This is a genomic window from Pseudomonas sp. NFX183 (assembly GCF_047943075.1).
GTDB lineage: Bacteria > Pseudomonadota > Gammaproteobacteria > Pseudomonadales > Pseudomonadaceae > Aquipseudomonas.
This window is the reverse complement of the sequence record NZ_CP181333.1, coordinates 529,638-554,612: the sequence shown is the minus strand read 5'-3', so window position 1 is coordinate 554,612 and position 24,975 is coordinate 529,638. Positions and strand designations below refer to the sequence as shown.

The 24,975-nt window shown below is 61.7% G+C and carries 26 protein-coding genes; 13 read left to right on the top strand and 13 right to left on the bottom strand.

Going from position 1 to position 24,975, the window contains the following annotated elements; translation table 11 throughout:
* Positions 1-106: 106 nt before the first annotated feature.
* The 6 genes from ACM530_RS02750 to ACM530_RS02725 all read right to left on the bottom strand — a co-directional run bounded on the left by ACM530_RS02750 (position 107) and on the right by ACM530_RS02725 (position 7,326).
* Positions 107-1,006: a DMT family transporter gene (locus tag ACM530_RS02750; protein ID WP_145162815.1), complete on the bottom strand. Its 900-nt coding sequence runs from the start codon at positions 1,004-1,006 to the stop codon at positions 107-109.
* 264 nt (positions 1,007-1,270) lie between these two features.
* Positions 1,271-3,829, bottom strand: coding sequence for a TonB-dependent hemoglobin/transferrin/lactoferrin family receptor (locus ACM530_RS02745; RefSeq protein WP_416364223.1), 2,559 nt, complete (start codon positions 3,827-3,829; stop codon positions 1,271-1,273).
* A gap of 128 nt (positions 3,830-3,957) precedes the next feature.
* The gene (locus ACM530_RS02740; protein ID WP_416364222.1) at positions 3,958-4,926 is read right to left on the bottom strand and encodes a FecR family protein; all 969 of its coding nucleotides are present in this window, start codon (positions 4,924-4,926) and stop codon (positions 3,958-3,960) included.
* Positions 4,923-5,462: an RNA polymerase sigma factor gene (locus ACM530_RS02735; protein ID WP_106577053.1), complete on the bottom strand. Its 540-nt coding sequence runs from the start codon at positions 5,460-5,462 to the stop codon at positions 4,923-4,925. The genes ACM530_RS02740 and ACM530_RS02735 overlap by 4 nt, the downstream gene beginning before the upstream one ends.
* Positions 5,463-5,643: 181 nt before the next feature.
* Positions 5,644-6,516 carry a dihydrodipicolinate synthase family protein gene (locus ACM530_RS02730; protein WP_416364221.1) on the bottom strand — a complete coding sequence of 291 codons (873 nt, stop codon included), beginning with the start codon at positions 6,514-6,516 and terminating at the stop codon, positions 5,644-5,646.
* Between the two features lie 27 nt (positions 6,517-6,543).
* On the bottom strand, positions 6,544-7,326 hold the full coding sequence (locus ACM530_RS02725) for an aldolase (protein WP_416364220.1): 783 nt from the start codon (positions 7,324-7,326) through the stop codon (positions 6,544-6,546).
* A gap of 160 nt (positions 7,327-7,486) precedes the next feature.
* Between ACM530_RS02725 and ACM530_RS02720 the strand changes: the two genes are divergently transcribed.
* Positions 7,487-8,014: a helix-turn-helix domain-containing protein gene (locus tag ACM530_RS02720; RefSeq protein ID WP_242194137.1), complete on the top strand. Its 528-nt coding sequence runs from the start codon at positions 7,487-7,489 to the stop codon at positions 8,012-8,014.
* Between the two features lie 141 nt (positions 8,015-8,155).
* On the opposite strand, the gene ACM530_RS02715 is transcribed toward ACM530_RS02720, so the two are convergent.
* Positions 8,156-9,172 (bottom strand): DUF4917 family protein, encoded by a 1,017-nt coding sequence (locus ACM530_RS02715; RefSeq protein WP_416364219.1) that lies wholly within the window; start codon positions 9,170-9,172, stop codon positions 8,156-8,158.
* 123 nt (positions 9,173-9,295) lie between these two features.
* On the opposite strand from ACM530_RS02715, the gene yiaY reads away from it, so the two are divergent.
* From yiaY to ACM530_RS02685, 6 genes are all read left to right on the top strand, one after another.
* The gene (yiaY, locus tag ACM530_RS02710) at positions 9,296-10,444 is read left to right on the top strand and encodes an L-threonine dehydrogenase (protein ID WP_416364218.1); all 1,149 of its coding nucleotides are present in this window, start codon (positions 9,296-9,298) and stop codon (positions 10,442-10,444) included.
* A gap of 92 nt (positions 10,445-10,536) precedes the next feature.
* Positions 10,537-11,211: an NAD(P)H-binding protein gene (locus ACM530_RS02705; protein ID WP_145162831.1), complete on the top strand. Its 675-nt coding sequence runs from the start codon at positions 10,537-10,539 to the stop codon at positions 11,209-11,211.
* The gene (locus ACM530_RS02700; RefSeq protein ID WP_145162833.1) at positions 11,211-12,122 is read left to right on the top strand and encodes a LysR family transcriptional regulator; all 912 of its coding nucleotides are present in this window, start codon (positions 11,211-11,213) and stop codon (positions 12,120-12,122) included. The genes ACM530_RS02705 and ACM530_RS02700 overlap by 1 nt, the downstream gene beginning before the upstream one ends.
* Positions 12,123-12,340: 218 nt before the next feature.
* The gene (locus tag ACM530_RS02695) at positions 12,341-13,534 is read left to right on the top strand and encodes a CaiB/BaiF CoA transferase family protein (protein ID WP_145162835.1); all 1,194 of its coding nucleotides are present in this window, start codon (positions 12,341-12,343) and stop codon (positions 13,532-13,534) included.
* Positions 13,531-14,472: a hydroxymethylglutaryl-CoA lyase gene (locus tag ACM530_RS02690; protein ID WP_416364217.1), complete on the top strand. Its 942-nt coding sequence runs from the start codon at positions 13,531-13,533 to the stop codon at positions 14,470-14,472. Before ACM530_RS02695 ends, ACM530_RS02690 begins: the two co-directional genes overlap by 4 nt.
* Positions 14,473-14,531: 59 nt before the next feature.
* The gene (locus ACM530_RS02685; RefSeq protein ID WP_416364216.1) at positions 14,532-15,863 is read left to right on the top strand and encodes an MFS transporter; all 1,332 of its coding nucleotides are present in this window, start codon (positions 14,532-14,534) and stop codon (positions 15,861-15,863) included.
* On the opposite strand, the gene ACM530_RS02680 is transcribed toward ACM530_RS02685, so the two are convergent.
* The gene (locus tag ACM530_RS02680) at positions 15,864-16,352 is read right to left on the bottom strand and encodes a DMT family transporter (protein ID WP_242194130.1); all 489 of its coding nucleotides are present in this window, start codon (positions 16,350-16,352) and stop codon (positions 15,864-15,866) included.
* 77 nt (positions 16,353-16,429) lie between these two features.
* Here ACM530_RS02680 and ACM530_RS02675 point away from each other — a divergent pair, with 77 nt between their 5' ends.
* The 4 genes from ACM530_RS02675 to ACM530_RS02660 all read left to right on the top strand — a co-directional run bounded on the left by ACM530_RS02675 (position 16,430) and on the right by ACM530_RS02660 (position 19,117).
* Positions 16,430-17,335 (top strand): LysR family transcriptional regulator, encoded by a 906-nt coding sequence (locus ACM530_RS02675; protein WP_416364215.1) that lies wholly within the window; start codon positions 16,430-16,432, stop codon positions 17,333-17,335.
* Between the two features lie 27 nt (positions 17,336-17,362).
* Complete coding sequence (gene fos, locus ACM530_RS02670) at positions 17,363-17,773, top strand: fosfomycin resistance glutathione transferase (protein WP_145162845.1); 411 nt, start codon at positions 17,363-17,365, stop codon at positions 17,771-17,773.
* Positions 17,774-17,828: 55 nt separating this feature from the next.
* Positions 17,829-18,470 carry a LysE family translocator gene (locus ACM530_RS02665; RefSeq protein ID WP_416364214.1) on the top strand — a complete coding sequence of 214 codons (642 nt, stop codon included), beginning with the start codon at positions 17,829-17,831 and terminating at the stop codon, positions 18,468-18,470.
* A 119-nt stretch (positions 18,471-18,589) separates the two neighbouring features.
* Entirely contained in the window at positions 18,590-19,117 is a 528-nt protein-coding gene (locus ACM530_RS02660; protein ID WP_106577041.1) for a DUF4142 domain-containing protein, read from the top strand.
* A gap of 56 nt (positions 19,118-19,173) precedes the next feature.
* On the opposite strand, the gene ACM530_RS02655 is transcribed toward ACM530_RS02660, so the two are convergent.
* From ACM530_RS02655 to ACM530_RS02645, 3 genes are all read right to left on the bottom strand, one after another.
* On the bottom strand, positions 19,174-19,599 hold the full coding sequence (locus tag ACM530_RS02655; protein ID WP_145162849.1) for a low affinity iron permease family protein: 426 nt from the start codon (positions 19,597-19,599) through the stop codon (positions 19,174-19,176).
* 114 nt (positions 19,600-19,713) lie between these two features.
* Positions 19,714-20,214, bottom strand: a complete 501-nt coding sequence (locus ACM530_RS02650) for a methylated-DNA--[protein]-cysteine S-methyltransferase (RefSeq protein WP_416364213.1) — start codon at positions 20,212-20,214, stop codon at positions 19,714-19,716.
* Positions 20,215-20,462: 248 nt separating this feature from the next.
* Complete coding sequence (locus ACM530_RS02645; protein ID WP_416364212.1) at positions 20,463-21,356, bottom strand: LysR family transcriptional regulator; 894 nt, start codon at positions 21,354-21,356, stop codon at positions 20,463-20,465.
* A gap of 95 nt (positions 21,357-21,451) precedes the next feature.
* Here ACM530_RS02645 and ACM530_RS02640 point away from each other — a divergent pair, with 95 nt between their 5' ends.
* Entirely contained in the window at positions 21,452-22,615 is a 1,164-nt protein-coding gene (locus ACM530_RS02640; RefSeq protein ID WP_416364211.1) for an MFS transporter, read from the top strand.
* On the top strand, positions 22,612-23,805 hold the full coding sequence (locus ACM530_RS02635; RefSeq protein WP_416364210.1) for an MFS transporter: 1,194 nt from the start codon (positions 22,612-22,614) through the stop codon (positions 23,803-23,805). The genes ACM530_RS02640 and ACM530_RS02635 overlap by 4 nt, the downstream gene beginning before the upstream one ends.
* Here the strand turns inward: ACM530_RS02635 and ACM530_RS02630 are convergent.
* Together ACM530_RS02630 and ACM530_RS02625 are read right to left on the bottom strand one after the other, a co-directional pair.
* The gene (locus ACM530_RS02630) at positions 23,802-24,107 is read right to left on the bottom strand and encodes a DUF6482 family protein (protein ID WP_416364209.1); all 306 of its coding nucleotides are present in this window, start codon (positions 24,105-24,107) and stop codon (positions 23,802-23,804) included. The two genes, ACM530_RS02635 and ACM530_RS02630, sit on opposite strands and share 4 nt — an antisense overlap.
* Before the next feature lie 24 nt (positions 24,108-24,131).
* Positions 24,132-24,656, bottom strand: coding sequence for a DUF3833 domain-containing protein (locus ACM530_RS02625; protein WP_242194118.1), 525 nt, complete (start codon positions 24,654-24,656; stop codon positions 24,132-24,134).
* Between the last annotated feature and the right edge of the window lie 319 nt (positions 24,657-24,975).

Below are 24,975 nucleotides of genomic sequence, written 5' to 3'. Positions count from 1 at the left end.
TTGCCCGCGATGGCGTCACCTCGGTTTTCTGATAGACCGAGTTGTCTGCATCGCAGGCAAGCCAGCTCCCACACAAGCCCTGCTCCCACACACGCCTGCTTTCACATTAGATTGCGTTCACCTTAGCGGCAGGCGCGGGCTGCACCGCGGTCTTGCGCCCCAGCATCACCGTTACGATCACCCCACAGGCAAACAGCCAGGTGATCGGCTCGATATGCTCCCCAAAGAACAACGCTGAAAACGCGATGGTGAAGAAGATCTGCAGCAACTGGATCTGGCTGACCCGCGCGATGCCGCCCATGGCCAACCCGGCGTACCAGGCGAAGAACCCCAGGAATTGCGAGAACAGCGACACGTAACCAAACGCCCACCAGGCACGCGTGGAAATCGCCCCTTGATGCTGGGCCGCCAGGTACCACACCGGGCCGATCAACACCGGCGTCGACAGCACCAGCGCCCAGCAGATCACCTGCCAGCCACCCATTTCCTTGGCCAGGCGGCCACCTTCGGCATACCCCAGGCCGCCCACGGCAATCGCGCCGAGCATCAGCAAATCACCGGCCTGGACACTGCCGGCACCGGTGATCAGCGCGTAACTCAACACCAACGCACTGCCCAGCGCCGCACAGGCCCAGAAGGCTTTTGACGGCCGCTCATGGGACAGCCACGCCGCATACAGCGCCACGCACAGCGGCTGCAGGCCGTTGACCAGCGCGCCATGGGAGGCTGGCAAGGTTTGCATGGCCCAGGCCGAGAGCACCGGGAAACCGAGGATCACGCCAGCTATCACCAGGCACAGCCCGCGCACCTGGCGCCAAGTGGGCCAGCGTTCGCGGCGCCACAGCAACAGCGCCGCCGCCGGAATCGCCGCGAACAAGGCGCGGCCCAGGCCGTTGAGCAACGGATGGACTTCCTGCACGACGATGCGGGTGAACGGCAAGGTGAGGCTGAAGATGATGACGCCCAGCAGGCCAAGGGCCATGCCGGTGTTTTCGCGCGAACTCATGATGGGGACCCGAATCGAGAGGGCTTCAAGGGAAGCCCATCTAGCCACAACCCTCGCCGATTGCTGGCCTACAGCTGGGTGCGGATTTATCCGTACAGTTGCAAACGCTCGGGTTGGCAGTGCCGCCGCCTTCGCAGCCTCGACAGCGCCCACCGAAGATCGCGAGCACATAGAGATCCATGTGGGAGCTGTCGAGCTTTAGCGAGGCTGCGAAGGGCTCGCCTCGGTCGTGCAGACTAACCCAGCCCCCCGCAGCGCCTAACCTTAGAAGAACCGCGTAATGCTGATCTTCGCATCGCGCCCTTTGGTGTAGGCACGGTCGCCACTCAGGGCCGGGCGGAAGTCGTTGTTGAGCAGGTTGTCCACGGTGACATTCACCTCGGTGCCTTTCAGGTAAGCCTGTTGCGGTTTCCATTTGGCGAACAGTCCCTGGGTGTTGTAGGCCTTGTTACCGTACTGGTCGTAGAACAGGTCGCCCACGCTGCTGCCCGGCCCGCCGGAATATGTGTCGCTGGGCAAGCGGTCGGTGGCGCCGATGAACTGGCCTATCCAGCCTACCTGGGCATCCCAGGCGGGAATATTGGTGCCCAGCACCAGCACCCATTTGGTCGGTGGAATGTCACGTGCCGCCACATCCGGCCCCCATGGGTTGGTGTAGGCGCCTTCGTGATCACCTTTGGCGTAGGCGAACGACACCGAGCCGAACAAGTAGGTGGAGTTATAGAACGATTCGAGTTCAAAGCCCTTGATGGTCAGGCCGCCGATGTTGCGGTAATTGGGCATCGCCCCGGCCGGGCAGGCGCTGGAAATCGTGCCGCCGTTGACGGCCTGGTTCTGGCAGCCGACGCCGGTGGCCTTGAAGATTTCGTCTTCGACTTTGTTGTGGAACAGCGTGGTGCGCACTTGCAGGTTGTCGTCGTGGGCGATCAGGTTATCGAAGCTGACGACGCTGCCCACGGTGATCGACGTGATGCGCTCCGGGTCGAGGTCGACGCTGGTGGCAGTGCGGCTGCCCAGGCCTTGCACTTCATACTGCTCGTCGATGACCGGCGCGCGCCAGGTTTTGCTCCAGTTGGCGAACAACCCCAGGTTCGGTGTGACGTTCCAGAACAACGCCAGGCGTGGCGACCAGCCGGTGTAGGTGCGGTCGCTGTAATCGTGGCCGAACGACAGGTCCGGGTTGTTGTAGTACGGCGCATCGTTGCCTTCGCCGCGGTTGCGCACGTGGTCGTAGCGCAGGGACGGGGTGATGGTCACATCGCCCACGGTCACCGCATCCTGGACAAACAAGCTCTGGGTATCGACCTTGCCGTGGGGCATGAAACCCGGCTGGAAATGCCCGTAGTTGTAGCGCGCCGTGTTGTAGGTGGTGCCCGGCATCCACATCTCGGTTTCGCGGATGTGCTTGCGGATCTGCCCACCCACGGTGACCGCATGCTGCAAGGGCCCGGTGTCAAACAGGCTGACGTTGCGGATGTCGAGGTTTTTGTCGGTGTAGGACGTGTCCATCTTGCGCCCGCCGGTGGCCAGCTGGAAAAACGCCGTGGCGTCGCGCTCGTCGGTCTGGTCGGTGTTGGACTGGGAATATTTGACGGTCAGGTCCACCAGCGGGTTGTCCACCGGCTGGTATTCATACTTGCCCGACCAGGTGGTGTCGACGGTGTCACGTTGGGCTAAAAAACGCTTCAACGCTCCTTCATAGCCGTAGCGATCGATGTTGGCCTGGGTCGGCGGCGTCGGGTAGCTGGCAGCAGAAAACGGTGTCCAGCGATTGCTGTGGGAACGCGAATAGGAAAGCCCGACGCTGTGTTCTTCGGTCAAGTGGGCGTTGACCTTGAACAACTTGCCGTCCACATCCTGGGCGCTGTTGGGCAGGCGCTGCGGGTTGACCGGGTATTCGTTGTTGTCGTTGGGCAGCTTGGCGGCCACTTTCATGTCGCCGCCGTCGCGCTGAGTCAGGTAGGCCAGCGCGTCGAAACGGCCGTCGTCGGTGCGGCCATACACGGCACCGCTGTAAACCTGTTCGTGGTCGTTGCTGGAGTAGCCGTACTTGAGCATCGCGCCGCTGTTGCGACCGTCCTGGAGCAGGTCCGGGGCATCTTTGGTGGTCATGTTGACCGTGCCGCCAAAGCCGCCGTTGCCGGTGAACGGTGAGTTGGGGCCTTTCTCCACCTCGATGCTCTTGATCAGCTCGGGCTCGATAAACACCGTGCCTTGCTGGTAGCGCTCAAAGCCGCTTTTGGTGGCGCCGTCGACGGTCATCGGCACATCTTCGGCATCGCCAAAACCACGGATGTTGATGGTCTGGCCACCGGGTTTGAGCGAACCGCCCTGGCTCACGCCGGGCAAGGTCTGCAACAGGCTGGGAATGTTATTGGACTGGTAGCGGTCGATGTCGGCCTGGCTGAGGGTGGAGCGGTTGACGGTGCTTGAGTCGACCTCGTTACCGGTGCCGATCACGCTGAGTGCGTCCAGCTGAATCGCGCTGCTCTGGGTGGTCTTGCCCTCGTCGGGGCGGACCACGTAGGTGGTGCCGACCTTGATCAGGGTGAACTCGCCGTTTTTGAGCAGGCTGCGAATCGCCACGTCGGGAGTGAAGTCGCCATTGAGCGCGGGCGCCTGCACGTTCTTGAGCAGTGTTTCATCGAACAGCAGCTGGATTTTCGCCTGCTGCGCCACTTGGCTCAGGGACGTGGCCAGCGACTGGGCGGGCAGTTGCAGCTTGAAAGACTCGGCCTGGGCATTGAGGCTGAACGCCAGGCAGGTGGCAATCAGCGTCGGTCGAACAAACAGGTGCGAAGCGTGGCAAGGCGCGCGAAACATGAAATCCCCCGGGGTGGCTAAATAGCCAAAAAGGTGTGCGTATCAAACACAGTCGGGAGGAAGACGGGGCAGGCCAAAAAAACCACACATGCGAATGCAAAATATTCTCAAGTGTGGCTATGCCAGTCTTACTTGATGGGTTCGATTCTCACCACGCCATCGGCCGAGGCCACGGTTTTTACCGGCAGCAGGGCAGGCAGTGCGTTGAGCAGGGCGTCCGGGTCATTCACATCCAGATTGCCCGAGACCTTCAGGTGTGCCACTGATTTGCTGACCTGCAGCGGTGCCTGCGGCCGATAGAGGCTCAGCTCGTCGATCAGGCTGGCGAGGTCGCGGTTGCGAAACGACAGGTGCCCGCTGCGCCAGTCCGCCACTTCTTCAGCACTCAGGGTTTGTTGTTGCACTGTGCCCTTGGCGTAGCTGTAGATAGCGCGTTGTTGAGCGCCGAGCACGCTCACCGGGCTTTTGCTGTCGGGCTCGAACGCCACCTGGCCATGGGCGACGCTCACCACCAGCTGCTGCTGGCTGCGCCGCACATCAAAACCGGTGCCGACCACCCGCACATTCGCCTCGCCGGCTTGCACGTACAGCGGCCGTTCCTTGTCGGCGGCGACGTCGATGTAGAGCTGGCCTTTGTCCAGGTGAAGGATGCGTTGGTGGGCGCTGAAATCCACGCGCAGGCGTGTGTTGGCATTCACGTACAGGGTGCTGCCATCGGGCAGGTTCAGGGTGCGCATGCCTTTGGCATGCGCGGCAATCTGGCTGTGATAAAGCTCGCGCGGTGCGCCGATAGGTGTGGCCAGCACGGCGCACACCAGCGCGGCCGCCACTGCCAGGGCAGGGCGCCAAAGCGACGGCTTGCGCTTGGGCAGCGCCACCGCTTTGTTCAATTGCTGCAACTGGGCGAGATCGGCCCACAGTTGCTCGAACTCAGCATAGGCACGCGCATGGGTGGGTTCGGCCTGCCAGGCAGCAAAGGCCCTGCGGTCGGCGCGCCCCATGTGACTGCGGTTGCGGGCAAACCAGCTGGCGGCTTGGGCATCGATGGAGTCGCTCGCTTCGATGTCCAGCGCGTCAAGGTCGCTCAGGCGGTTCATTCTGGCTGCTCCGTGCCGGGTTCGTGTTGAAGGCGTCGCTTGCAATGCAGCAGGGCCAAGGCGATGTGCTTTTCCACCATGCTGGTCGAAATGCCCATGCGCTCGGCGATCTGCGCCTGGCTCAGGCCTTCGAAGCGGTGCAGCATAAGGGCTTCTCGCCTGCGGGGCGAGAGCTCGGCGAGGACTTCTTTCAACTGTTCCAGGCGTTGCAAGCGTTGCGCGGCGGCCATGGGGTCGTTTTGCTCGTCGGTGACCGGCTCGGCGTCCCTTGCGGCCGGGTCTGAGTGGACGGTCTGCCGTACCTTCTGTTTACGCCAGTGATCGCGCAGCAAATTGCGCGCCATCTGGAACAGAAACGCCCGTGGCTGCTCGACCTTGGCGCGGTCGCGGTAGTCCAGCCATTGGGTGAAGACATCCTGGGTCATGTCCGCCGCGTCGCTGGCGTTGTCCGTGCGTTTGCGCAGGAAATACAGAATGTCTGCATAAAACCCGCGAAAGGCATCGGCCGACAACGGGTCGGGCTTGGGACGAGACATGGATATCCTTCTTGACGAAGCACGACGTAGAAAAGTCGCGAATGATATCGAGAACTATTGTCATTTGTCTCTAGGTAAGCGATGCACTCAGTCAAAATGTGGGAGCTGGCTTGCCTGCGATAGCGGTGGTGAAGTCACCCTCGCTATCGCAGGCAAGCCAGCTCCCACAGGGACTGCTGTTCTAGCGCAACAATGTCTTCAACTGCTCGATGCCCGCTTCACTCAGCGGGAACACCGGCAAGCGTGGATCACCCGCCTCCAGACCGGTCAACCGCAACCCGGCCTTGATCGTCGCCGGCAAACCGCCTTTGAGGATGAATTCCAGCAGCGGCAACTGGCGATAGAACAATTCCCGCGCCAGTGTCAGGTCATTGGCCAACACCGCGTTATACAACTCCAGGTTGAGCTTCGGGATCAGGTTTGGCGCCGCCGTGCACCAACCCTTGGCGCCTGCCGCAAACGCTTCCAGGACCAGCGGGTTGCAGCCGTTGTAGAACGGCACGTCACTGTGACGATGCAATTGGTGCATGCGCTGAATATCGCCGGTGCTTTCCTTGACCATGGTCACGTTCGCCACCTGCTTGACGATGCGCAGGATCAAGTCCACCGACATGTCCGTGCCGCTGGTGGCCGGGTTGTTGTAGAGCATGATCGGCACGCCGATGCTGTCGCCAATCGCGGCGTAGTGGGCAAGGATTTCCGCTTCGCTGAGCTTCCAGTACGAGGCCGGCAGCACCATCACCACATCGGCGCCATTGGCTTCGGCGTAACGCGCGCGACGCACGGCTTTGGCGGTGGTCAGGTCGGACACGCTGACGACCGTCGGTACGCGTCTGGCGATCTTTGCCAGGCTGTAGGCGCTGACCTCATCCCACTCCGCATCGCTCAAATACGCGCCTTCGCCGGTGCTGCCCAACGGCGCGATGGCGTGCACGCCGCTGTCGATCAACCGGTCAATGGAGCGGCCGAGGGCGTCGAGGTCAATGCGCTGGCCGTCGGCGCTGAACGGGGTGATGGTGTAACCGATGATGCCGTGAAGAGTGGGGTTGGACATAAAGAGTCTCCGCTTGAAAAAGGGCAATCAGTTCAGGCAATCGGCGTGTTGTCGCAGGTTCTGCCGGGCGTAGTAGTTGAACGCGGCGCCGTGGCGCTTGGGTTTGGAGATCCAGTCATGCGCTTCGCGGCCAAGTTCCGGCAGGATCGGCTTGATCGTGCCTGCCGCCATCGCCAGCAGCTGCAACTTGGCCGCACGTTCGATCAACTGCGCGATCACGCAGGCTTCCTCGATACTCGCCCCGGTGGACAGTTGGCCGTGGTGCGAGAGCAAAATCGCACGCTTGTCGCCCAACGCAGCGGTGATGATCTCGCCTTCCTCATTGCCCACCGGCACACCCGGCCAGGCCTCCAAAAATGCGCAGTCTTCGTACAGCGGGCAGAGGTCCATGTGCGACACCTGCAGGGGCACTTCGAGCATCGACAGCGCGGCGATATGCGTGGGGTGCGTATGGATGATGCAGTTCACATCCGGCCGCCCACGGTACACCCAGGTGTGAAAACGGTTGGCCGGGTTGGGAATGCCGTGGCCTTCCAAAACCTCCAGGTCCTCATTGACCAGCAGCAAATTGCTGGCGGTTATCTCATCAAAACCCAGGCCCAATTGCTGCGTGTAATAGGTGCCAGGCGTTGGCCCGCGGGCGGTGATCTGCCCAACCAGACCAGAGTCGTGACCGTGCTCGAACAGGATGCGGCACGTGAGCGCCAGCTTTTGCCGGTCGGTCCACGTATTATCCGCCAGGGTGTTTTGCATCTGCATCAGTGCTTGCTTGACCAGTTGGTCTTTGGGGAGTGCTAATGTCTTGGCCATATCGGTGTCCCTTAGGTGGTTCAATGGACGTCGGGTTTGCTGCTCTCCCGCTGCTCGCAAGGTCGTTGGGTGAACGCGAATGACACTAAAGATGCTATATGACACTTTGTGTCATTAGCAAGCGCAGCCTTGGCTTTTCTGCATGGATTAAACGCAGCACATGTCTATCCGTTTGAAATTATTGAGAAAAAAACTTGGCGTGACCCTTGAAGCCCTGGCCGAAAAATCCGGGATGACCAAGAGTTACCTGTCCAAGGTTGAGCGCGGACTCAACACGCCGTCGATCGCGGCCGCGTTGAAGCTGGCCAAGGCGCTGAACGTGAAGGTCGAAGAGCTGTTCAGCGAAGACAGCGTCAGCCTCGACAGCTACAGCCTGGTGCGCAGTCACGAGCGGCCCGACACCGCGCCAGGTTATGCGGTGCTGGCCCATCAGGTGAGTGAGCGCAGCTTGCTGCCGTTCATCATCTACCCGCCGGCGCAGTTCACTGACAAGACCTTCAAGGAGCATGTTGGGGAGGAGTTTTTGTTCGTGCATGAAGGCCAGGTCGAAGTGGATTTCATGAGCGAACGGGTGATTCTGGCGCGCGGCGATGCGCTGCATTTCAATGCGCAGAAACCCCACCGGATTCGCTCGGTGGGAGAGGTGCAGGCGCAGTTGTTGGTGGTGGTGCACAGCTCAGAAGAATGACCGTGTTTCCAGGTTGGAATACAGTCAGTGTGGGAGCGGGCTTGCTCGCGAATGCGGTGTGTCAGCTCCACATAAGTTGACTGACACACCGCATTCGCGAGCAAGCCCGCTCCCATATTTTGATCTTCTTTGTTCGGGGGATCAGCGCTCGACCGGCACCGAGAGCGCCGAATTACCCAACGGATGGGTGCGCGCCGCAAAAAACTTCAACGTCACGCCGCTGCCCTCGAACAGCTCCGAATACCGGCGCTTCTGCTGGCGAACAAACCCATCGCTGCGCCCCGACACCGAGATCGCAAGCGTCGTCAGACTGGCCTGGCGCAACGCATCCACCAGGTGCTTATCCTGCGGCCCAAGGTCATGGCCGAAGATGCACAGCGCCCCTTCATGGGCGAGCAACTGCTCATAACAGAACGACAAATAGTCCGAACTGCGGATGGTCTTGAGCTTCTCTTCCACCTTGCCTTCGCTGACAAACAGCGGCACGTCGTCCAGGGTCTTGATCGTGTTGTTGATCGCAAAACTGCTGAGCAACGTGCTGTCGGTGGACGGCAATTTGCGCGCCGTACCATCGAGGTTGCGCACCAGGTGCAGGCCGCCGTGCAGGTACAGAATGCGCGTGGCATCGGTGCGGGTGTTGCGCAGGTCGAAGCTTGAGTCGGCGCTGCGAAACAGGTCATCGATGCCCGGCGTGTGCAGGATGGCCCAGTAGTTGAGCAGGTCGTAGTTGCTGGTGAAGACGGTGGCGTAGTTGGCCAGTTCCGCGTTGATCGTCGCCAGCGTGGACGGCTGCACCAGGCGCCACGGAATATGCACGGCGTGGATGGTATTGATCAGCGCTTCCTTGATCGCGTAGTAGCGATTACGCGGCGCCGCCGAGCTGACCGCCAGCGCCTTGTTGACCCGGCTGGTGGTTTTCAGTGCGCCCAGCGCTTGCTCGAAGCTGCGGGTTTGCAGGGCGTCGAACACACTCAGTTCGGATTGGCTGAGGGGTTTTTCTTCGACGGTGCGGGCGTTTTCAAACAGCGAGTCGTAGGCAAAGTCTTCCCAAATCACGCGGCTCGCGCCGTTGCCGATCAGAATCCCACTGAAGTCGACAGCGCTGCGCAGCGCGCTCCAGTCTTCAAGGTGGGCGTCAATATCCTGGAAATCCTTCATTGCGGCGGGTCTACTCGAAATCGGCTGGGTGGTGACTTTATCACGAGCCGGCGTTGATCCTGATCAAGATGCCATGGCCAACTCAGGTTGATCCTGTAGGCATAACGCCTCTGAGGATTGACCATGAGCAGCACCTTTTTTATCCCCGCCGTGAACATCATGGGCACCGACTGCCTCGATGAAGCCATGGTTGCCATCCGCAACTACGGCTTTCGCAAAGCGCTGATCGTCACCGACGCCGGTATGGCCAAGGCGGGCGTGGCCAGCATGATTGCCGCGAAGCTGGCGATGCAGGACATCGATTCGGTGATCTACGACGGCGCCAAGCCCAACCCCAATGTGGAAAACGTCGAGAAAGGCCTGGCGCTGTTGCAGCACAGCCACTGCGATTTCGTGGTGTCCCTGGGCGGCGGTTCGCCCCATGACTGCGCCAAGGGCATCGCCTTGTGCGCCACTAATGGCGGGCATATCGGCGACTACGAAGGCGTTGATCAATCCAGCAAGCCGCAACTGCCGCTGGTGGCCATCAACACCACCGCCGGTACTGCCAGTGAGATGACGCGCTTTTGCATCATCACCGACGAAACCCGCCACGTGAAAATGGCCATCGTCGACCGCAACGTCACGCCGCTGCTGTCGGTCAACGACCCGACGCTGATGGTCGGCATGCCCAAGGGCCTGACCGCCGCCACCGGCATGGACGCGTTGACCCACGCCATTGAGGCCTACGTGTCGACCGCCGCCACACCGATCACCGACGCCTGTGCGATCAAGGCAATCGAACTGATCAGCGCCAACCTGCGCCTGGCGGTACGCGACGGCAGCGACAAGGTCGCGCGGGAAAACATGGCCTACGCGCAATTCCTCGCCGGGATGGCGTTCAACAATGCGTCCCTGGGGTTTGTGCACGCCATGGCCCACCAACTTGGCGGCCTTTACGACCTGCCCCATGGCGTGTGCAACGCAGTGTTGCTGCCCCATGTGCAAAGCTTCAACGCCAGCGTCTGCGCCAAGCGTTTGAGCGACGTGGCGCGCGCCTTGGGCGCCGACATCAAGGGCATCACGCCGGAAGAGGGCGCCCAGGCCGCCATCGCCGCCATCCGTGCGTTGGCCCAGGAGGTTGAGATCCCGGCCGGCTTGCGCGAGCTGGGGGCCAAGCTGCAAGACATTCCGCTGCTGGCCACCAATGCGTTGAAGGACGCCTGTGGGCTGACCAACCCGCGGCGCGCCGATCAGCGCCAGATCGAGGAGATTTTCCGCAGCGCGTTCTAAAGAGGGCGGTCGCACGCGGCAAGCGATAAGCTACAGGCTCAACTGCATTCAACTTGAGCACGAAGCTTGCGGCTTGCCGCTGAGGTCCCCCCATGAGAGTTCTGTTATTCGGCGCCACCGGCATGGTCGGCCAAGGCGTGCTGCGCGAGTGCCTGCTGGCCGCAGATGTGCAGGAAGTCGTCGCCGTTGGCCGCACGCCCTTGACCCAGGAACACGGCAAGCTGCATCAGGTGCTGCACAGCGACATGCTGGATTTCCAGCCACTGGAAAACTTGCTGCAGGGGTTTGATGCGTGCTTCTTCTGCCTCGGCGTTTCGTCGGCGGGCATGAATGAAACCAGGTACACCCACCTCACCTATGACCTGACGTTGGTCGCGGCCAGCACCCTGGCGCGGCTCAATCCGCAGATGACCTTTATCTACGTGTCCGGCGCCGGCACCGACAGCTCCGAAGCGGGCAAGTCGATGTGGGCGCGGGTCAAGGGCAAGACCGAAAACGCCTTGCTGCGCTTGCCGTTCAAGGCGGTGTACCTGTTTCGGCCGGGGGTGATCCAGCCGCTGCATGGCGTGCGCTCGAAAACGCCGTTGTACCAATCCTTTTATTCCGTGCTCGGGCCGCTGCTCACGTTTGTGCGTCGGCTCAAACCCGCCTGGGTAGTGAGCACCGAGACCGTCGGCCAGGCCATGTTGGCGGCCGTGCGCCATGGCGCGCCAAACGCGGTGGTGGAGCAGGCCGAGATCAATCGCCTGGCCGCCGAGCGCAGCTGATGTTGCACAAGAGCCTGGTGCGTCGCCTGGATCTGATCACCTTGCAGCTGTTCGTTGCGGTGTTTGAAGAGGGCACGTTGACTCGCGCGGCAGCCCGTGAAGCCATCGCGGTGTCGGCCGCGAGCAAGCGGCTGATGGAGCTGGAACAGGTGCTGGGCGTCAGCCTGTTTGTGCGCCGGGCCAAGGGCATGGACCTGACGGCGGCGGGCGAAACCCTGTTGCACCATGCGCGGCAGATGCTGTTCAACGTCGAAAAAATGGGCCTGGAACTGGGCGAGCACAGCCACGGCGTGCGCGGTTATGTGCGCATGCTGGCCAATCTGTCGGCGATCATTCAGTTTCTGCCGGAAGACTTGCGGGACTTTTGCGCGCTGCACCCCGAGGTGAAAACCGACCTGGAAGAACGCCCCAGCAATGGCGTGGTACAGGGCGTGCTGGACGGCGTGGCCGACCTTGGGATCTGTTCCAGTGACGCTGACACCAAAGGCCTGCCCAGCGTGACCTATCGCCACGACAAACTGGTGGTGCTGATGCCTGCGGCGCATCCGTTGGCCGCACGCGAAACCCTGGCGTTCGCCGAAACACTCGACAGTGATTATGTTGGCCTGCATGCCGCCAGCTCGATCAATATGCGCACCCACGCGGCCGCGCGCGAGGCCGGCAAGATGCTGCGCCTGCGCATCCACGTGCCAGGGTTTGATGCGATGTGCCGGATGGTTCAGGCGAACATGGGCATCGGCATCCTGCCGCAAAAAGCTTACGAGCTGTTCGGCCGCGCGTTGGGGTTGCACGCGGTGCCGCTCACGGATGCCTGGTCGGATCGCAGTTTGATTGTGGTGATACGTGACCAGGCGCAGCTGTCGCCAGTGAGTCGCCTGTTGTTTGAATACCTGCGCGGGACGCAAGCGTAATTCAGACACGCACGGCCTCACCGCGAGCAAGCCCGGCTCCCACAGGGAAACCCGCTCATCTGTGGGAGCCGGGCTTGCCCGCGAGAGCGATCTGATGGGCGCCGACAGGGCGTAGCCGTTCGCAATCCACGAACGCTGCTTGCCAACTGACGGTTGGATTTCTCCCACGGCTGTCCTCTAGCCTTGGCCACACATTCCAAGAATAAGAGGCACACCCCATGACGGCTCCATTGAGCGGTATCAAGGTGATTGAGATCGGCACCCTGATTGCCGCGCCGTTCGCCGCCCGGCTGATGGCCGAGTTTGGCGCCGAGGTGATCAAGATCGAAGCCCTGGGTCAGGGCGATCCGCTTCGTAAATGGCGAAAGCTGCACGAAGGCACTTCGCTGTGGTGGTACCTGCAATCGCGCAACAAGAAATCCCTGGCATTGGACCTCAAGTCCCCGGAAGGCCTGGGTTTGATCAAGCAATTGCTCGGCGACGCCGACGTGCTGATCGAAAACCTGCGCCCCGGTGGCCTGGAAAAACTCGGGCTGGGCTGGGACGTGTTGCACGCCCTCAACCCCAAGCTGACCCTGGTGCGCATCTCTGGCTATGGCCAGACCGGCCCCTACCGCGACCGCCCGGGCTTCGGTGCCATCGGCGAGGCCATGGGCGGCATCCGCTACACCACCGGCAACCCGGACTCGCCACCGGCGCGGGTGGGCGTGAGCCTGGGCGATTCCCTCGCGTCACTGCACGGTGTGATCGGCGCGCTGATGTCGCTGCTGCGGGTCAAGACCGGGCAGGGCGACGGGCAGATTGTCGATGTGTCGTTGGCCGAAAGCGTGTTCAACCTGATGGAAAGCCTGGTGCCTGAATACGACATGCTCGGCCACGTGCGCGAGCGCAGCGGCGGCGCCTTGCCCGGCATCGCGCCATCCAATACCTACCTGACCGCCGACGGTGCCTATGTGGTGATCGCCGGTAACAGTGACCCGATCTACAAGCGTTTGATGACCACCATCGGCCGCGCCGACCTGGCCGACGCGCCGGAGTTTGCCCATAACGATGGCCGCGCGGCGAAAAGTGGCTTGCTCGACGCGGCGATCACGCACTGGACCAGCAGCTTGCCCATCGACCAGGTGCTCAGCGCCCTGGAGGCTGCCGAGGTGCCGGCCGGGCGCATCTATTCGGTGGCCGATATCGTCAGCGACCCGCATTACCAGGCGCGCGACATGCTGCTCAATGCCGAACTGCCTGGCGGCGTGTCGGTAAAAATGCCCGGCATCGTGCCCAAGCTGTCCGAAACCCCCGGCGCGGTGAACTGGCAAGGCCCGACCCTGGGCCAGCACACCGACGACATCCTCGGCAGCCTCGGCCTGACCGATACCGATATCCAACGCCTGAAAACCTCGGGAGTGGTGCAATGATCACCGATTATTCCGACCCGCTGATCGTGCAGGAAGTGTCCCCGCGCGATGGCCTGCAGATCGAGCCGACCTGGGTCGAGACCGCCGACAAAATCGCGTTGATCGACCAGCTGTCGCTGGCCGGGTTTTCGCGGATCGAAGCCGGTTCATTTGTCTCGCCCAAGGCCATTCCGGCGTTGCGTGATGGCGAGCAAGTGTTCCAGGGCATCGCACGCAAGCCCGGGGTGATTTATGTGGCGTTGATCCCCAACCTCAAGGGCGCTCAGCGCGCCATCGAGTCCGGCGCCGATGAGTTGAACCTGGTGATGTCCGCCAGCCAGACCCACAACCTGGCAAATATGCGCATGCGTTGCGAGGCGTCGTTGGCGGCTTTTAAAGACATCGTCAGCGTTGCCGCCGACTACCCGGTACGCCTCAACGGCAGCATCGCCACCACCTTCGGTTGCCCGTTCGAAGGCAAGATTGATGAAGACCGCGTGCTGCAAATCGTCGATGCCTATCGCGCGTTGGGCATCCAGGGCATCACCCTGGCCGACACCACCGGCATGGCCAACCCGCGCCAAGTTGAGCGCCTGGTCAAACGTGTATTGCAGCATGTGCCAGCCAGCGATCTGACCCTGCATTTTCACAACACCCGTGGCCTGGGCTTGTGCAATGTGCTGGCGGCTTACGAGGCCGGCGCCCGGCGTTTTGATGCGGCCCTGGGCGGCCTCGGCGGTTGCCCGTTTGCGCCGGGGGCGTCGGGCAATATCTGCACCGAAGACCTGGTCAACCTGTGCGAGGAGGTTGGGATTACTACCGGGATCGACCTGCCGCACCTGCTGCACATGTCCCGCCGACTGCCGGCGCTGCTTGGCCATGAGCTGCCCGGCCAGGTGGCCAAGGCCGGGCGCAATTGCGACCTGCATCCGCCGCCCGCTTACATCGCCACGCTGTAACACCGCACCAGACAACAAAAACAATCGGGCGCCGTTGAGCAGCCCGCTGGAGAGAAAGCATGAGCACTAATACGTTAGGGGCCGGCGCGCGCCCGGCCGCTGAGATCGATGCCGAAAAAGCCCTGGTCAGCAAGGTCGCCTGGCGCCTGATGCCGCTGATCATGGTGTGCTACCTGTTCGCGTTTTTTGACCGCATCAACATCAGCTTCGCCAAGTTCCAACTGCAAACCGACCTGAGCCTGAGCGACACCGCTTATGGCCTGGGTGCCGGGCTGTTTGTGGTCGGCTATGTGATCTTCGAAGTGCCGAGCAACATGATGCTGTACAAGGTCGGCGCGCGGCGCTGGATCGCGCGGATCATGATGTCGTGGGGCCTGGCCACGGCGGCCATGGTGTTTGTCACCGCCGAGTGGCAGTTCTACGGCCTGCGTTTCATCATCGGCGCCATGGAAGCTGGCTTCGCGCCGGGCGTGCTGTATTACCTGACCTTGTGGTTTCCGCAGCACTTTCGTGGGCGCATCACCTCGCTGCTGTTCCTGGCTTCGGCCTTCGCGGGGTTGGTCGGCGCGCCGTTCTCGGGGCTGGTGTTGGAACATCTGGACGGCGTGTTGCAGATGCGCGGCTGGCACTGGTTGTTTCTGCTCGGCGGCTTGCCCTGCATCGGCCTGGGGTTTCTGGTGCTGACGTTGCTCAAAGACCGTATTGAAGACGCGCAGTGGCTGACGCCTGCAGAGAAGACCTTGCTGTCGAGCAAAATCGCCAGGCATGAGCCGAATCAGCACGGGGGTTCGCTGCTGTCGGCGATCCGCATTCCAGGCTTTTTGATGCTCGGCTTTATCTACTTCCTGATCCAGGTCGCGTCCTACGGGCTCAACTTCTGGGCACCGCAGTTGATCCGCAGCGCCGGCACCCAGAGCCCGGTGATGATCGGCCTGCTCACCGCGATTCCCTATGTGTGCGGCGCGATCAGCATGGTGGTGATCGGGCGGCTGTCGGACGCCACCGGCGAGCGGCGCAAGTTTGTCTGTGGTCTGGTGGTGTTGGGGGCGATTGGTTTTTTCAGCGCCGGGGTTTTTGCCGACCACACCACGTTCCTGATCATCGCCCTGGGCATGCTGGGCGCGGGCATCATCGCCTCGATCCCGACCTTCTGGACCTTGCCGCCCAAACTGCTGGCGGGCGCGGGAGCCGGTGCGGCCGGCGGCATCGCGGTGATCAACACCCTCGGTCAGTTCGGCGGCATCGTCAGCCCGGTGATGGTGGGGCGGATCAAGGACCTCACCGGCAGCACCACCCCGGCGCTGTATGTGATCGGCATGTGCGCCCTGTTGGCCGCTGCATTGTTGTTGTGGGGCTTGCCACACAAGCTGCGTACGCTCGACAAGGCCTGATCAGCCTGTCGCTGCCAACGCTCGGGCGGGCGTGCTGCTGAACTGAATCAACACCACGCCGCCAATCAACAACAGCGCCCCCAACACGCGGGGCGTTGTCAGTTGGCGCTCCACCAGGCCGAACAGCCCGAAGTGATCGAGCAACAGTGAGGCGAGAATCTGTCCGGCCATGGCCAAGGCAATGAACCCCGACGCGCCGAGCTTGGGCAACAGCATCAGCGCCAGGGAAATAAAGCACACGCCAAAGGCACCCCCGGCCCACATCCACAACGGCGCTTGAGTGATGAACGCCAGGCTCGGCAGCGGTAAACGCAGCGCCAGAATGACCGGCAGCAGCACGATAATACTCACCAACAGTGACGCCAGCGTGGCCCACAACGGGTGACCGAGCCCGCGCCCGAGGTTGGCGTTGATCGCACTTTGAAACGGCACCACCGCCCCGGCGATCACCGCCAGCGCCAGCAAACCCAGCCAATGCAACGTCGTCATTTCGAATCTCCCAGAGGTTTTGCTGGACTCTAGACTATTCGTCGCGCAAATTTAAATTCCAAATTCTTATGCTGAGCATGCAGCCGATGAATGATCTGCGTCGCGTCGATCTCAACTTGCTGGTGATTCTGGAAGCCTTGCTCAGCGAGCAACACGTCACCCGCGCCGCCGAGCGTCTGCACCTGAGCCAGCCGGCAGTCAGCCATGCATTGGCGCGTTTGCGGGATCTGCTGGGTGACCCCTTGCTGGTGCGCCAGGGCGGAACATTGGTGCCGACCGCGCGAGCCCTGGAGTTGGCGACGCCTTTGGCTGAAGCCCTGGCCCAGGTGCAAGCACTGCTGGCGCCGAACCGGTTTGACCCGGCGTCGGCCAAGCGCAGGTTTCGCGTGGCGATGTCGGACTACAGCGCGGCGATTTTCCTGCCGGCGCTGGTCCGCGTTCTGCGCCGTGAAGCCCCTGGCATCGACCTGCAAATCGTCCAGGCCAGCCGTGAAGGCATGGTAGACGCCGTGCTCAACGGCGACATCGACCTGGCCGCCGGGGTCTTCCCCGATATGCCCGCCGAACTGCGCACCACGCCTTTGTTTGAGGAGCATTACACCTGCCTGGTGGACCGCAACAGCCTGCCGCCCAGTGGCGTGCTTGACCTGCCCACCTATTTGTCGCGCCCGCACGTGCTGTTGGAAATGCGCGGCAGCGGCACGCCGGAAATCGAGCGGGCGTTGACGGCCATTCGTGAACGACGCCATGTGGCAATCAGCCTGCCGCATTGGGGCGTGGCGCCGCAGCTGATCCAGGGCACCGACCTGATTTTGACGGTGTCATCCAGGGGCTTGCTCAACATCGATCAACAGCATCTGCTGGCCGTGCCGCCACCGTTTCATATCTCCTCGTTTGCCGTTGAACTGGCGTGGCATGCACGGCGGGGCGGCGATTCGGGGTTGCAGTGGCTGATTGGGCAGGTGCAAGGTGTGCTGTCCTAAGGCTATCGATCACAGGAAAAAACTCTCATGTTCTCAGGCTTCAACCACCTGACCCTTGCCGTGACAGACTTGAACCGCAGCGTCAGCTTCTACCATGAGCTGCTGCAGCTTAAGCTCGACGCCACCTGGGACCAGGGCGCCTACCTCTCCTTGCCCGGTTTGTGGCTGTGCCTGTCGCTCGATCCTTCACGTTCAACCACACCTGCGGCGGATTACACCCATTACGCGTTCACCGCCGCCGCCCACGAGTTCGCCGCGCTGGTGGCGCGCTTGCGAGACGCCAAGGTGCAAGAGTGGCGCGACAACCGCAGTGAAGGTGCCTCGTTCTACTTTCTCGACCCCGATGGGCACAAGCTCGAGGCGCATGTCGGCGACTTGGCTTCGCGCCTTCACGCCTGCCGTGCCAAGCCTTATGCAGGCATGCAGTTTTACCCGTAGCGCCAGAACGTGCAGAATCCCTGCACCTCTTCAACCGTCTGTCAGAGTCGCGTCCATGACCCCATCCTTACTGTTAGCTGTCCTCGCGTCGGGTTTTATCTACGGGATTACGCCTGGGCCGGGCGTCCTGGCGGTATTTGGTATCGGCGCGTCTCGCGGCCGTCGCGCCGGGGCGGGTTTTCTGTGCGGGCACTTGCTGGGTGATGTGGTGTGGTGCAGTACGGCGCTGGTCGCCATTGTGGGCGCGCGGGAAGTCGGCAGCAGTGCCTTTGATGTGCTGGGCGTGCTCAGCGGTGTGTACTTGTTCTGGCTTGGCTGGCGAGCGATTCGCACCCAGCGCCGCAGCAGCGATGCGCCTCAGGGCGCGGCGCGCCATCCGTTCTGGCACGGCATTCTGTTCGGCTTGACCAACCCCAAGGCCTACCCGGTGGCGGTTGCAACCTTTACGGCGCTGCTGTCCAGCCGTGCCGAGTTGCTGACATGGGCAATGCTGCCGTCGTTGATCTTGCTGAGTTTCATCGGCGGCCTGCTGGCTTACGCGATTCTGATCGGCGTGGTGGGCGCCCAGCGTGTGCGCACGGTGTACCAGCGGCATGAAATCCTGATCACCAGGCTGTGTGGCGTGATGTTTATCGGCTTCGCCATTAACGCCTTGGCGCACGCATTGCCAGGGCTGTTCGCCAGCAAACCGGCTTGAGGCGACGACGACCGTTCGTCGCGCTGGCGAGTTTTTTCTAAACCTTTGCCGCCCTGAAAATTCGAATTCAGGGCGGGGCGTATTTCCCCGCCCCTATTTTTGCCCTGGAGGAACCCATCATGAGCCGCATGGCTATCCGGTTACGCACCGCCAGTTTCGCGATGCTGCTGGGCCTCGGCGCCAGCAATGCTTTCGCCCAGTCGCCTGCTGAATTCATCGAGCAGGCTTCGGCCAAAGGGATGGCCGATATCGAAACCAGTCGCATGGCCCACGCCAGGACGTCGTCCCAGGAAATCAAGGACTACACCATCGAGGTCATCAACGAACGCACCCTGGCCAACCAGCATTTGGCGGCCATCGCCAAGAAGCTCGACTTGCCCGTGGCCCCGCGCGAGAAGATCGTCGACAAGGCCGAAACCCTGATGCCTGAACTCAAGGACGGCGACTCCTTCGACGCCGCCTACACCGCGCAGCAGGTCAAGGAAAACGAAGACGCCATCGCCCTGTTCAAGAAAGAAGGCGCGGCGTCGGATGTGCCTGAGATAAAAGCGCTGGTGGACGAGACGCTGCCCAAGCTCGAAGAGCGTCTGCAAAAAGCCCGTGCCCTGGCCTCGACTTACGGTAAAGGTCATCAAGGCGACGGTTGATTGCGTCACCTGAAATGAAAAACGGCGGTTGGATGATTTCCAGCCGCCGTTTTTTTTCAGGCTTGATTCAAGTCGGTTTTGTTGGGGTGCGCATCGTCGACCCTTTCACCACAACTGGAGCTCAAGCTGACCGTGCCGGTGTCACCGATGCTGCGGTATTGCTTGCGCAGTTGTTCCAGTTCTTTGCGGTCCAGGCCATCCAGGCTCAACACGGCGTTCTGGGCATCCTTGGAGACGCGCAGCAGTTCGTCGATCTTGATATGCAGGATGTCGTTGTCGCGGTTTTGTGTGTTCTGGATCAGGAAGACCATCAGGAAGGTGATGATGGTGGTCGAGGTGTTGATGATCAACTGCCAGGTGTCGTTGTAGTGGAAATAGGGTCCGCTCAGGCTCCACAGGAAAATCAACGCGACGGCCGCATAGAACGTCCGGGCGCTGCCTGCCCAGCGGGACAAGGATTGAGAGACTGCGGAGAATTTCATGACCGTTTTTCCTTAAGGGGTGGGTGATGAAATTATGGACCGCAGCAGTTCTTTGAAATTTCTTTTTACAAAAGCGCCGGTGAACAAAGTTGTACGTTTTTGTCGCGGCTCGCCTCACAAGCCCAGTTCTGCCTGGCGTCCACCTTCCAGCGCGAGCAAGTATTGTTTGGCGCCAAGCCCTCCGGCGAACCCGGTCAGCCCACCGGAGGCGCCTATTACCCGATGGCAGGGCGCAACGATCGAGATGGGGTTACGCCCGTTGGCGGCGCCCACCGCGCGCACGGCCTTGGGGTTGCCGATTTGCTCGGCGATCTGGCTGTAGCTGCGGGTTTCGCCAAACGGGATGGTCAGCAGCGCCTGCCAGATCTGCTGTTGAAAAGGCGTGCCGTTGAAATCCAGTTCCAGCTCGAACTGGCTGCGTGCGCCGGCGAAATACTCGCGTAGCTGGCGCGCGGTTTCCAACAACACCGGGCTGTCGTTGGCCTCGCGCAACTCGCCCAGGCGTACGCGGTTAGCGCGTTCTTGTTCCCAGAGGATTGCGTTGAGCTTGCCGTCGCGGGCCACCAGGGTGAGCTGGCCGACGGGGGAGGGCATGAGCGTGTATTCGTAGGGCATGAGCGGGCTCCTCGAAGGGCGGGTGTTAAAAGCCAGGACGCTACTGTAATGCCATCTGCCTGTTTGGAAACCGCGTTTCTTGCGATCAAATTCCTCTAGGGGCTGGCCGTTCCATTGGCGCCCGTTGGGCCAATGGAAATACCCGTTACCGAGAGATGAACATGCCGTCTGACGACGGTCGATGGTCGGTGTTGAATGAGCGTCTCGGCGTGTCGTTTGAACGAGGTCTTACGGTTTTTTCCAAGGCATTACCGGCTGTGTAACACCTGCGCAAGGATGGCGAGAAATGCATCAGCCAATACATTTTTCCTTTGCGCGGGCGTCAACACCAACAATTGCGCGCACGCATCCGCCTCCACCAGCGGCCGATACGTCACGCCCTTGTTCATCAGGCTTTGGGTACAGGCGGGCACCAACGCCACGCCTTGCGCGGCGGCCACCAAGGCAATGATCGAGGTGATCTGCCGCCCGGTTGGCCCCGCGCGCAAAGGCTGGGCGTGGCGGCGGTAAAGGTGCTCGATGGATTGGTTCAGGCCCGACCCGTAGTCGGCCGGGAACAGAATCAGCGGATACGCACTGAGTTGCGTCAAGCTGACCTGCGCCAGCTTGGCCAGCGGACTGTCGCTGGACACCGCGGCCACCAGCCGCTCTTCGCCCAACGACAACGCGTGAACGTCTGCTGTCTGCGGCAACAGCCGACTCAATCCGATATCCAGCCGGCCGTCTGCCACCTGCGCGCCGAGGCTGCCAGAGGCGCACTCCACCAAGGTCAACTGCACATCGGGCAAGCGTTGGGCGAAGGCCTGGATCGCTTGGCTGAACAGGTCCGACAACGCGATCGAGCTGACATACCCGAGCGCCAATTGGCCTGCAGTGCCCGCTGCCAGTTTGCCGGCGATGACCTGTGCCAATTCAACCTGCTCCAACACGCCGCGCGCGTAGGGCAAGAACGAACGGCCCTGGGCGGTGAGAGAAACCGTGCGGCTGGTGCGATCAAACAGCTTGAACCCCAGCTCTGTCTCCAGCGCTGATATCTGCCGGGTCAGCGGCGGCTGGGCCAGGTGCAGGCGCAGTGCCGCGCGGCCGAAGTGCAATTCTTCGGCGACCGTCAGAAAGTAACGCAGCTTGCGTAGGTCGAGCATCCTGATCCTTGGGTATTGATCGGTTCGAAATCGGTATTGGTTTAAGACCCGACGGCCATTCTATAAAGGCGTTGCAAAATAAAACGAGAGGTTTCATGAAACCGCGCCTGCATTGTGCCCGTCTTGCCCTGTTCCTGTGTGGCTGCGCGGCGTTTCTCAACCTCTACGCCACCCAAAGCATCCTCGCGACCTTTGCGGCGCAGTTTCATATTAGCGCCAAGGACGCGGGCTGGAGCATCACGGTCACCACCCTGGCGGTGGCGATCACCGCGCCCTTTGTCAGCCGGCTGACCGGGCGCTTCGAACAGCGCACGGTCATCGCCGTGGCCGCGCTGCTGCTGGCCGTTCCTGCGCTGATGACCGCCTACGCCAGCAGTTTTGCCGACGTGCTGGTGTGGCGGTTTGTGCAGGGCATGTTGATTCCGGTGGTGTTTGCCACCAGCGTGGCTTACATCGGCGACCGTTGGCGTGGCGCGACGGTGACCGAGGTCACTAGCCTGTACGTGGCGGGCACGGTACTGGGCGGGTTCGCCGGGCGTTTCGTCACCGGTGTGATGACGCAATACGTCGGCTGGCGCGAAGCGTTCGAACTGCTGGCGGTGTTGAGCCTGATGGTCGGTGGGTTTATTCAGTTTCTGTTGCCCGCCAGTCGGCCGCGCGGCGAACGGCCTGGAGCGGTTTCTTCAGGTGTTTTTCGCCGACCTTTGCTGGCGGCGTACGGCGTAGGTTTTTGCGTGTTGTTTTCCCAGGTTGCGGCATTTACTTACGCAGGTTTGCACCTTGGCCTGCCACCGTTCAACCTCGGGCCTGCGGCGCTGGGCACGCTTTACATGGTGTTTTTGCTGGCGTTGATCGTGATTCCCATCGCCGGGCGCCTCAGCAAAGCCAGACCTCACGCCGAACTGCTGGCGGTCGCCGCCGCGCTCGGTATGGGTGGTTCGGCGCTGACCCTGGCGCCTTCGCTGTGGTGCATTGTGGTGGGCCTGGCGCTCAGTTCCACCGGCGTGTTTCTGGCCCAGGCCGCCGCCAATGCTTTCATCAGTGCCACCGCCGGTGAGAGCAAGTCTGGCGCCGTGGGGGTTTACCTGACGTGCTATTACCTGGGCGGCAGTTGCGGTGCCATCGTCCCGGCATTGATCTGGGAACGCTGGGGCTGGGCCGGCTGTGTGGCGCTGATCATCGGTTTTCAACTGCTGACCCTGCTGATCGCCCTGACGGGCTGGAAGCCCCTCAAACCTGAGCCGGTCCCGACACCATGAATGACACTGTTGCTGTGCCTGTGCGCGAAACCTCCAGCCGGCGCCGCGCGTTGATCGCCGGTTGCAGCGCTCACGCCGTACACGATGGCCTCACCGACGTTATCTACGTGTTGCTGCCGATCTGGCAGGCGCAGTTTGCCTTGTCCTACGCCCAGATCGGCCTGTTGCGTGGCGCCTACTCCGCAATGATGGCCGTGTTCCAACTGATGGCCAGCCGCGCCGCCCGACGCTGGGGCCGTTTGCCGTTGCTGGTGGGCGGCACTGCGCTTGCGGGTGTCGCTTATTTATTGGTGGGGCAAGCCACATCGCTGAGCCTGTTGCTGTTGGCGTTGCTGCTGGGCGGTTTGGGCGCCAGCACCCAACACCCCTTGGCCTCCTCGATGATCACCGACGCTTATGAAGACGGTGGTGGCGTCAAGCAGGCGCTGTCCCAGTACAACTTTAGCGGCGATATCGGCAAAACCCTGATTCCTGGAGTGGTGGGCCTGCTGCTTACCGTCGTCAGTTGGCGCGCCAGCGCCACCCTGCTGGGGCTGCTCGGTCTGGCGGCAGCGGGATTGCTGTGGTGGCTGGTGCCGGCTCAAGTTCGCGAGTCCGGTGCCACCGAAAAAGCCCGGCCGCCCGGTGGCACGGGCTCGGTCGCAGGCCTGCGTGCGCTGATCCTCACCGGTACGCTCGACAGCGCCGTGCGCATGGGCTTTCTCACGTTTCTGCCGTTTCTGCTGCAAGCCAAAGGCGCTGGCACGGCGGGCATTGGGCTGGCGCTGACGATGCTGTTCATTGGCGGTGCGTTCGGCAAATTGCTTTGCGGCTACCTGGGGGCGCGCATTGGCATGATGAAAACCGTCTGGCTGACCGAAACCAGCACCGCGCTGTTGATCGTCACAGCCGTGTACCTGCCGCTGAGTGGCTTGATGGTGATGTTGCCGCTGCTAGGCTTGGCGCTGAACGGCACGTCTTCTGTGCTCTACGGCGCCGTCCCGGACCTGGCGAACGCGGGCAAACGCGAACAGGCCTTTGCGGTGTTCTACACCGGCACCATTGGCGGCGGAGCGCTGGCGCCGGTGGTGTTCGGCGGGGTCGGCGATGCGCTCGGTGTGCCGGTGGCGGTGATGGTCCTGGCGGTGATGTTGCTGGTGACCTTGCCGTTGGCGTGGGTGGTGCAGCGTGGGATACGTGATGGGGTTTAAAGGGGCGAGGCCAGCGTAAACAGTATACGCAACGCGCCGATCGGCCCTTCGCGGACACCGCACATTTCATCGTGCACGCTGTGCTGCACCAGCACACACGGAAACGGCGGAACCCGCTGCAACAGGTCGCGCAAGTGCGTGGTGGAGCCGATGCGCATGGGCTTGGCGTCATTGTCCACCAGCGTCATTTCGACATGATCCAACCTGACCCGCGCGATGTAGAAACCACCCTCCAGCGACAGCAGCTCCAACTCGCGTATCTCGCCTTTCTCGGCCAATTCAGTGAGCATTTTCAGGTTCATGGTTAACCCTCACGGTGGGGTGTTTCATTGGCGACGAAAGAACAGCGTGACCTGGCCCCATTCGACGCCGAGCTTGGTCATGCTGGAGCGGTTGATCAGCGTGTCTTCGTCCATCAAGTACATCCAGTCATCAAAACTGACCTCGTAGACCGAACCGTCCACCGGCAGGTTGAGCCGGTAGCGCCAACGCAGTGCGTTACCCGCCACTTCGCCGATCGCTTCGCCGACCACGTCACCCGCTCGACCGCGCCAGCGCCCCGGGCCATCCGGGGTCAGCGTCCATACGCGCTGCTGACGCGTGCCATCGCTGTACAGAAAGCGCTCGTCCAGAATCAGCGCGTTGCCCTCGCGCCGGCTGGCGATATTGACCTCAAAGCGCTTGGCCACTTCGCCCGAACGCTTCTGGAAAATCCCCCAGGCCTTGACGGGCTTGCTGAAGAAACGCTCCAGGTCCAATGGCGGTTTCTGGTCGGCGTAGTGGGCGACCTCGACGTTGCCGCAACTGCTCAAACTCAACGCCAGCAACAATGAAATCAGCAGACGTGTCATTGCCGGGCTCCGTGATCGTAATCGTGCGCGGCGAAGCGCCAGCGCTTGGTATTTATACTTGTACAAAAATATTGATTTGTACAGGTTTGCGCGCGGCAGGTGACGAATGCACAGATCGCGCCCATAAAAAAACCGGCCACAAGGACCGGTTTTTTATGCACCTGCGTCGTAACTGACGTAGGCGCGAAATGTGAGTGGAGCGGGTAGAGGGAATCGAACAATTACTCCGCTCGATTTACTTAGTGTTGTGTAGTTGTGTAAGTATAAATGGCACTAAAATAATATATAAAACATATGGTTACGTCGATTTTAGGTTCGT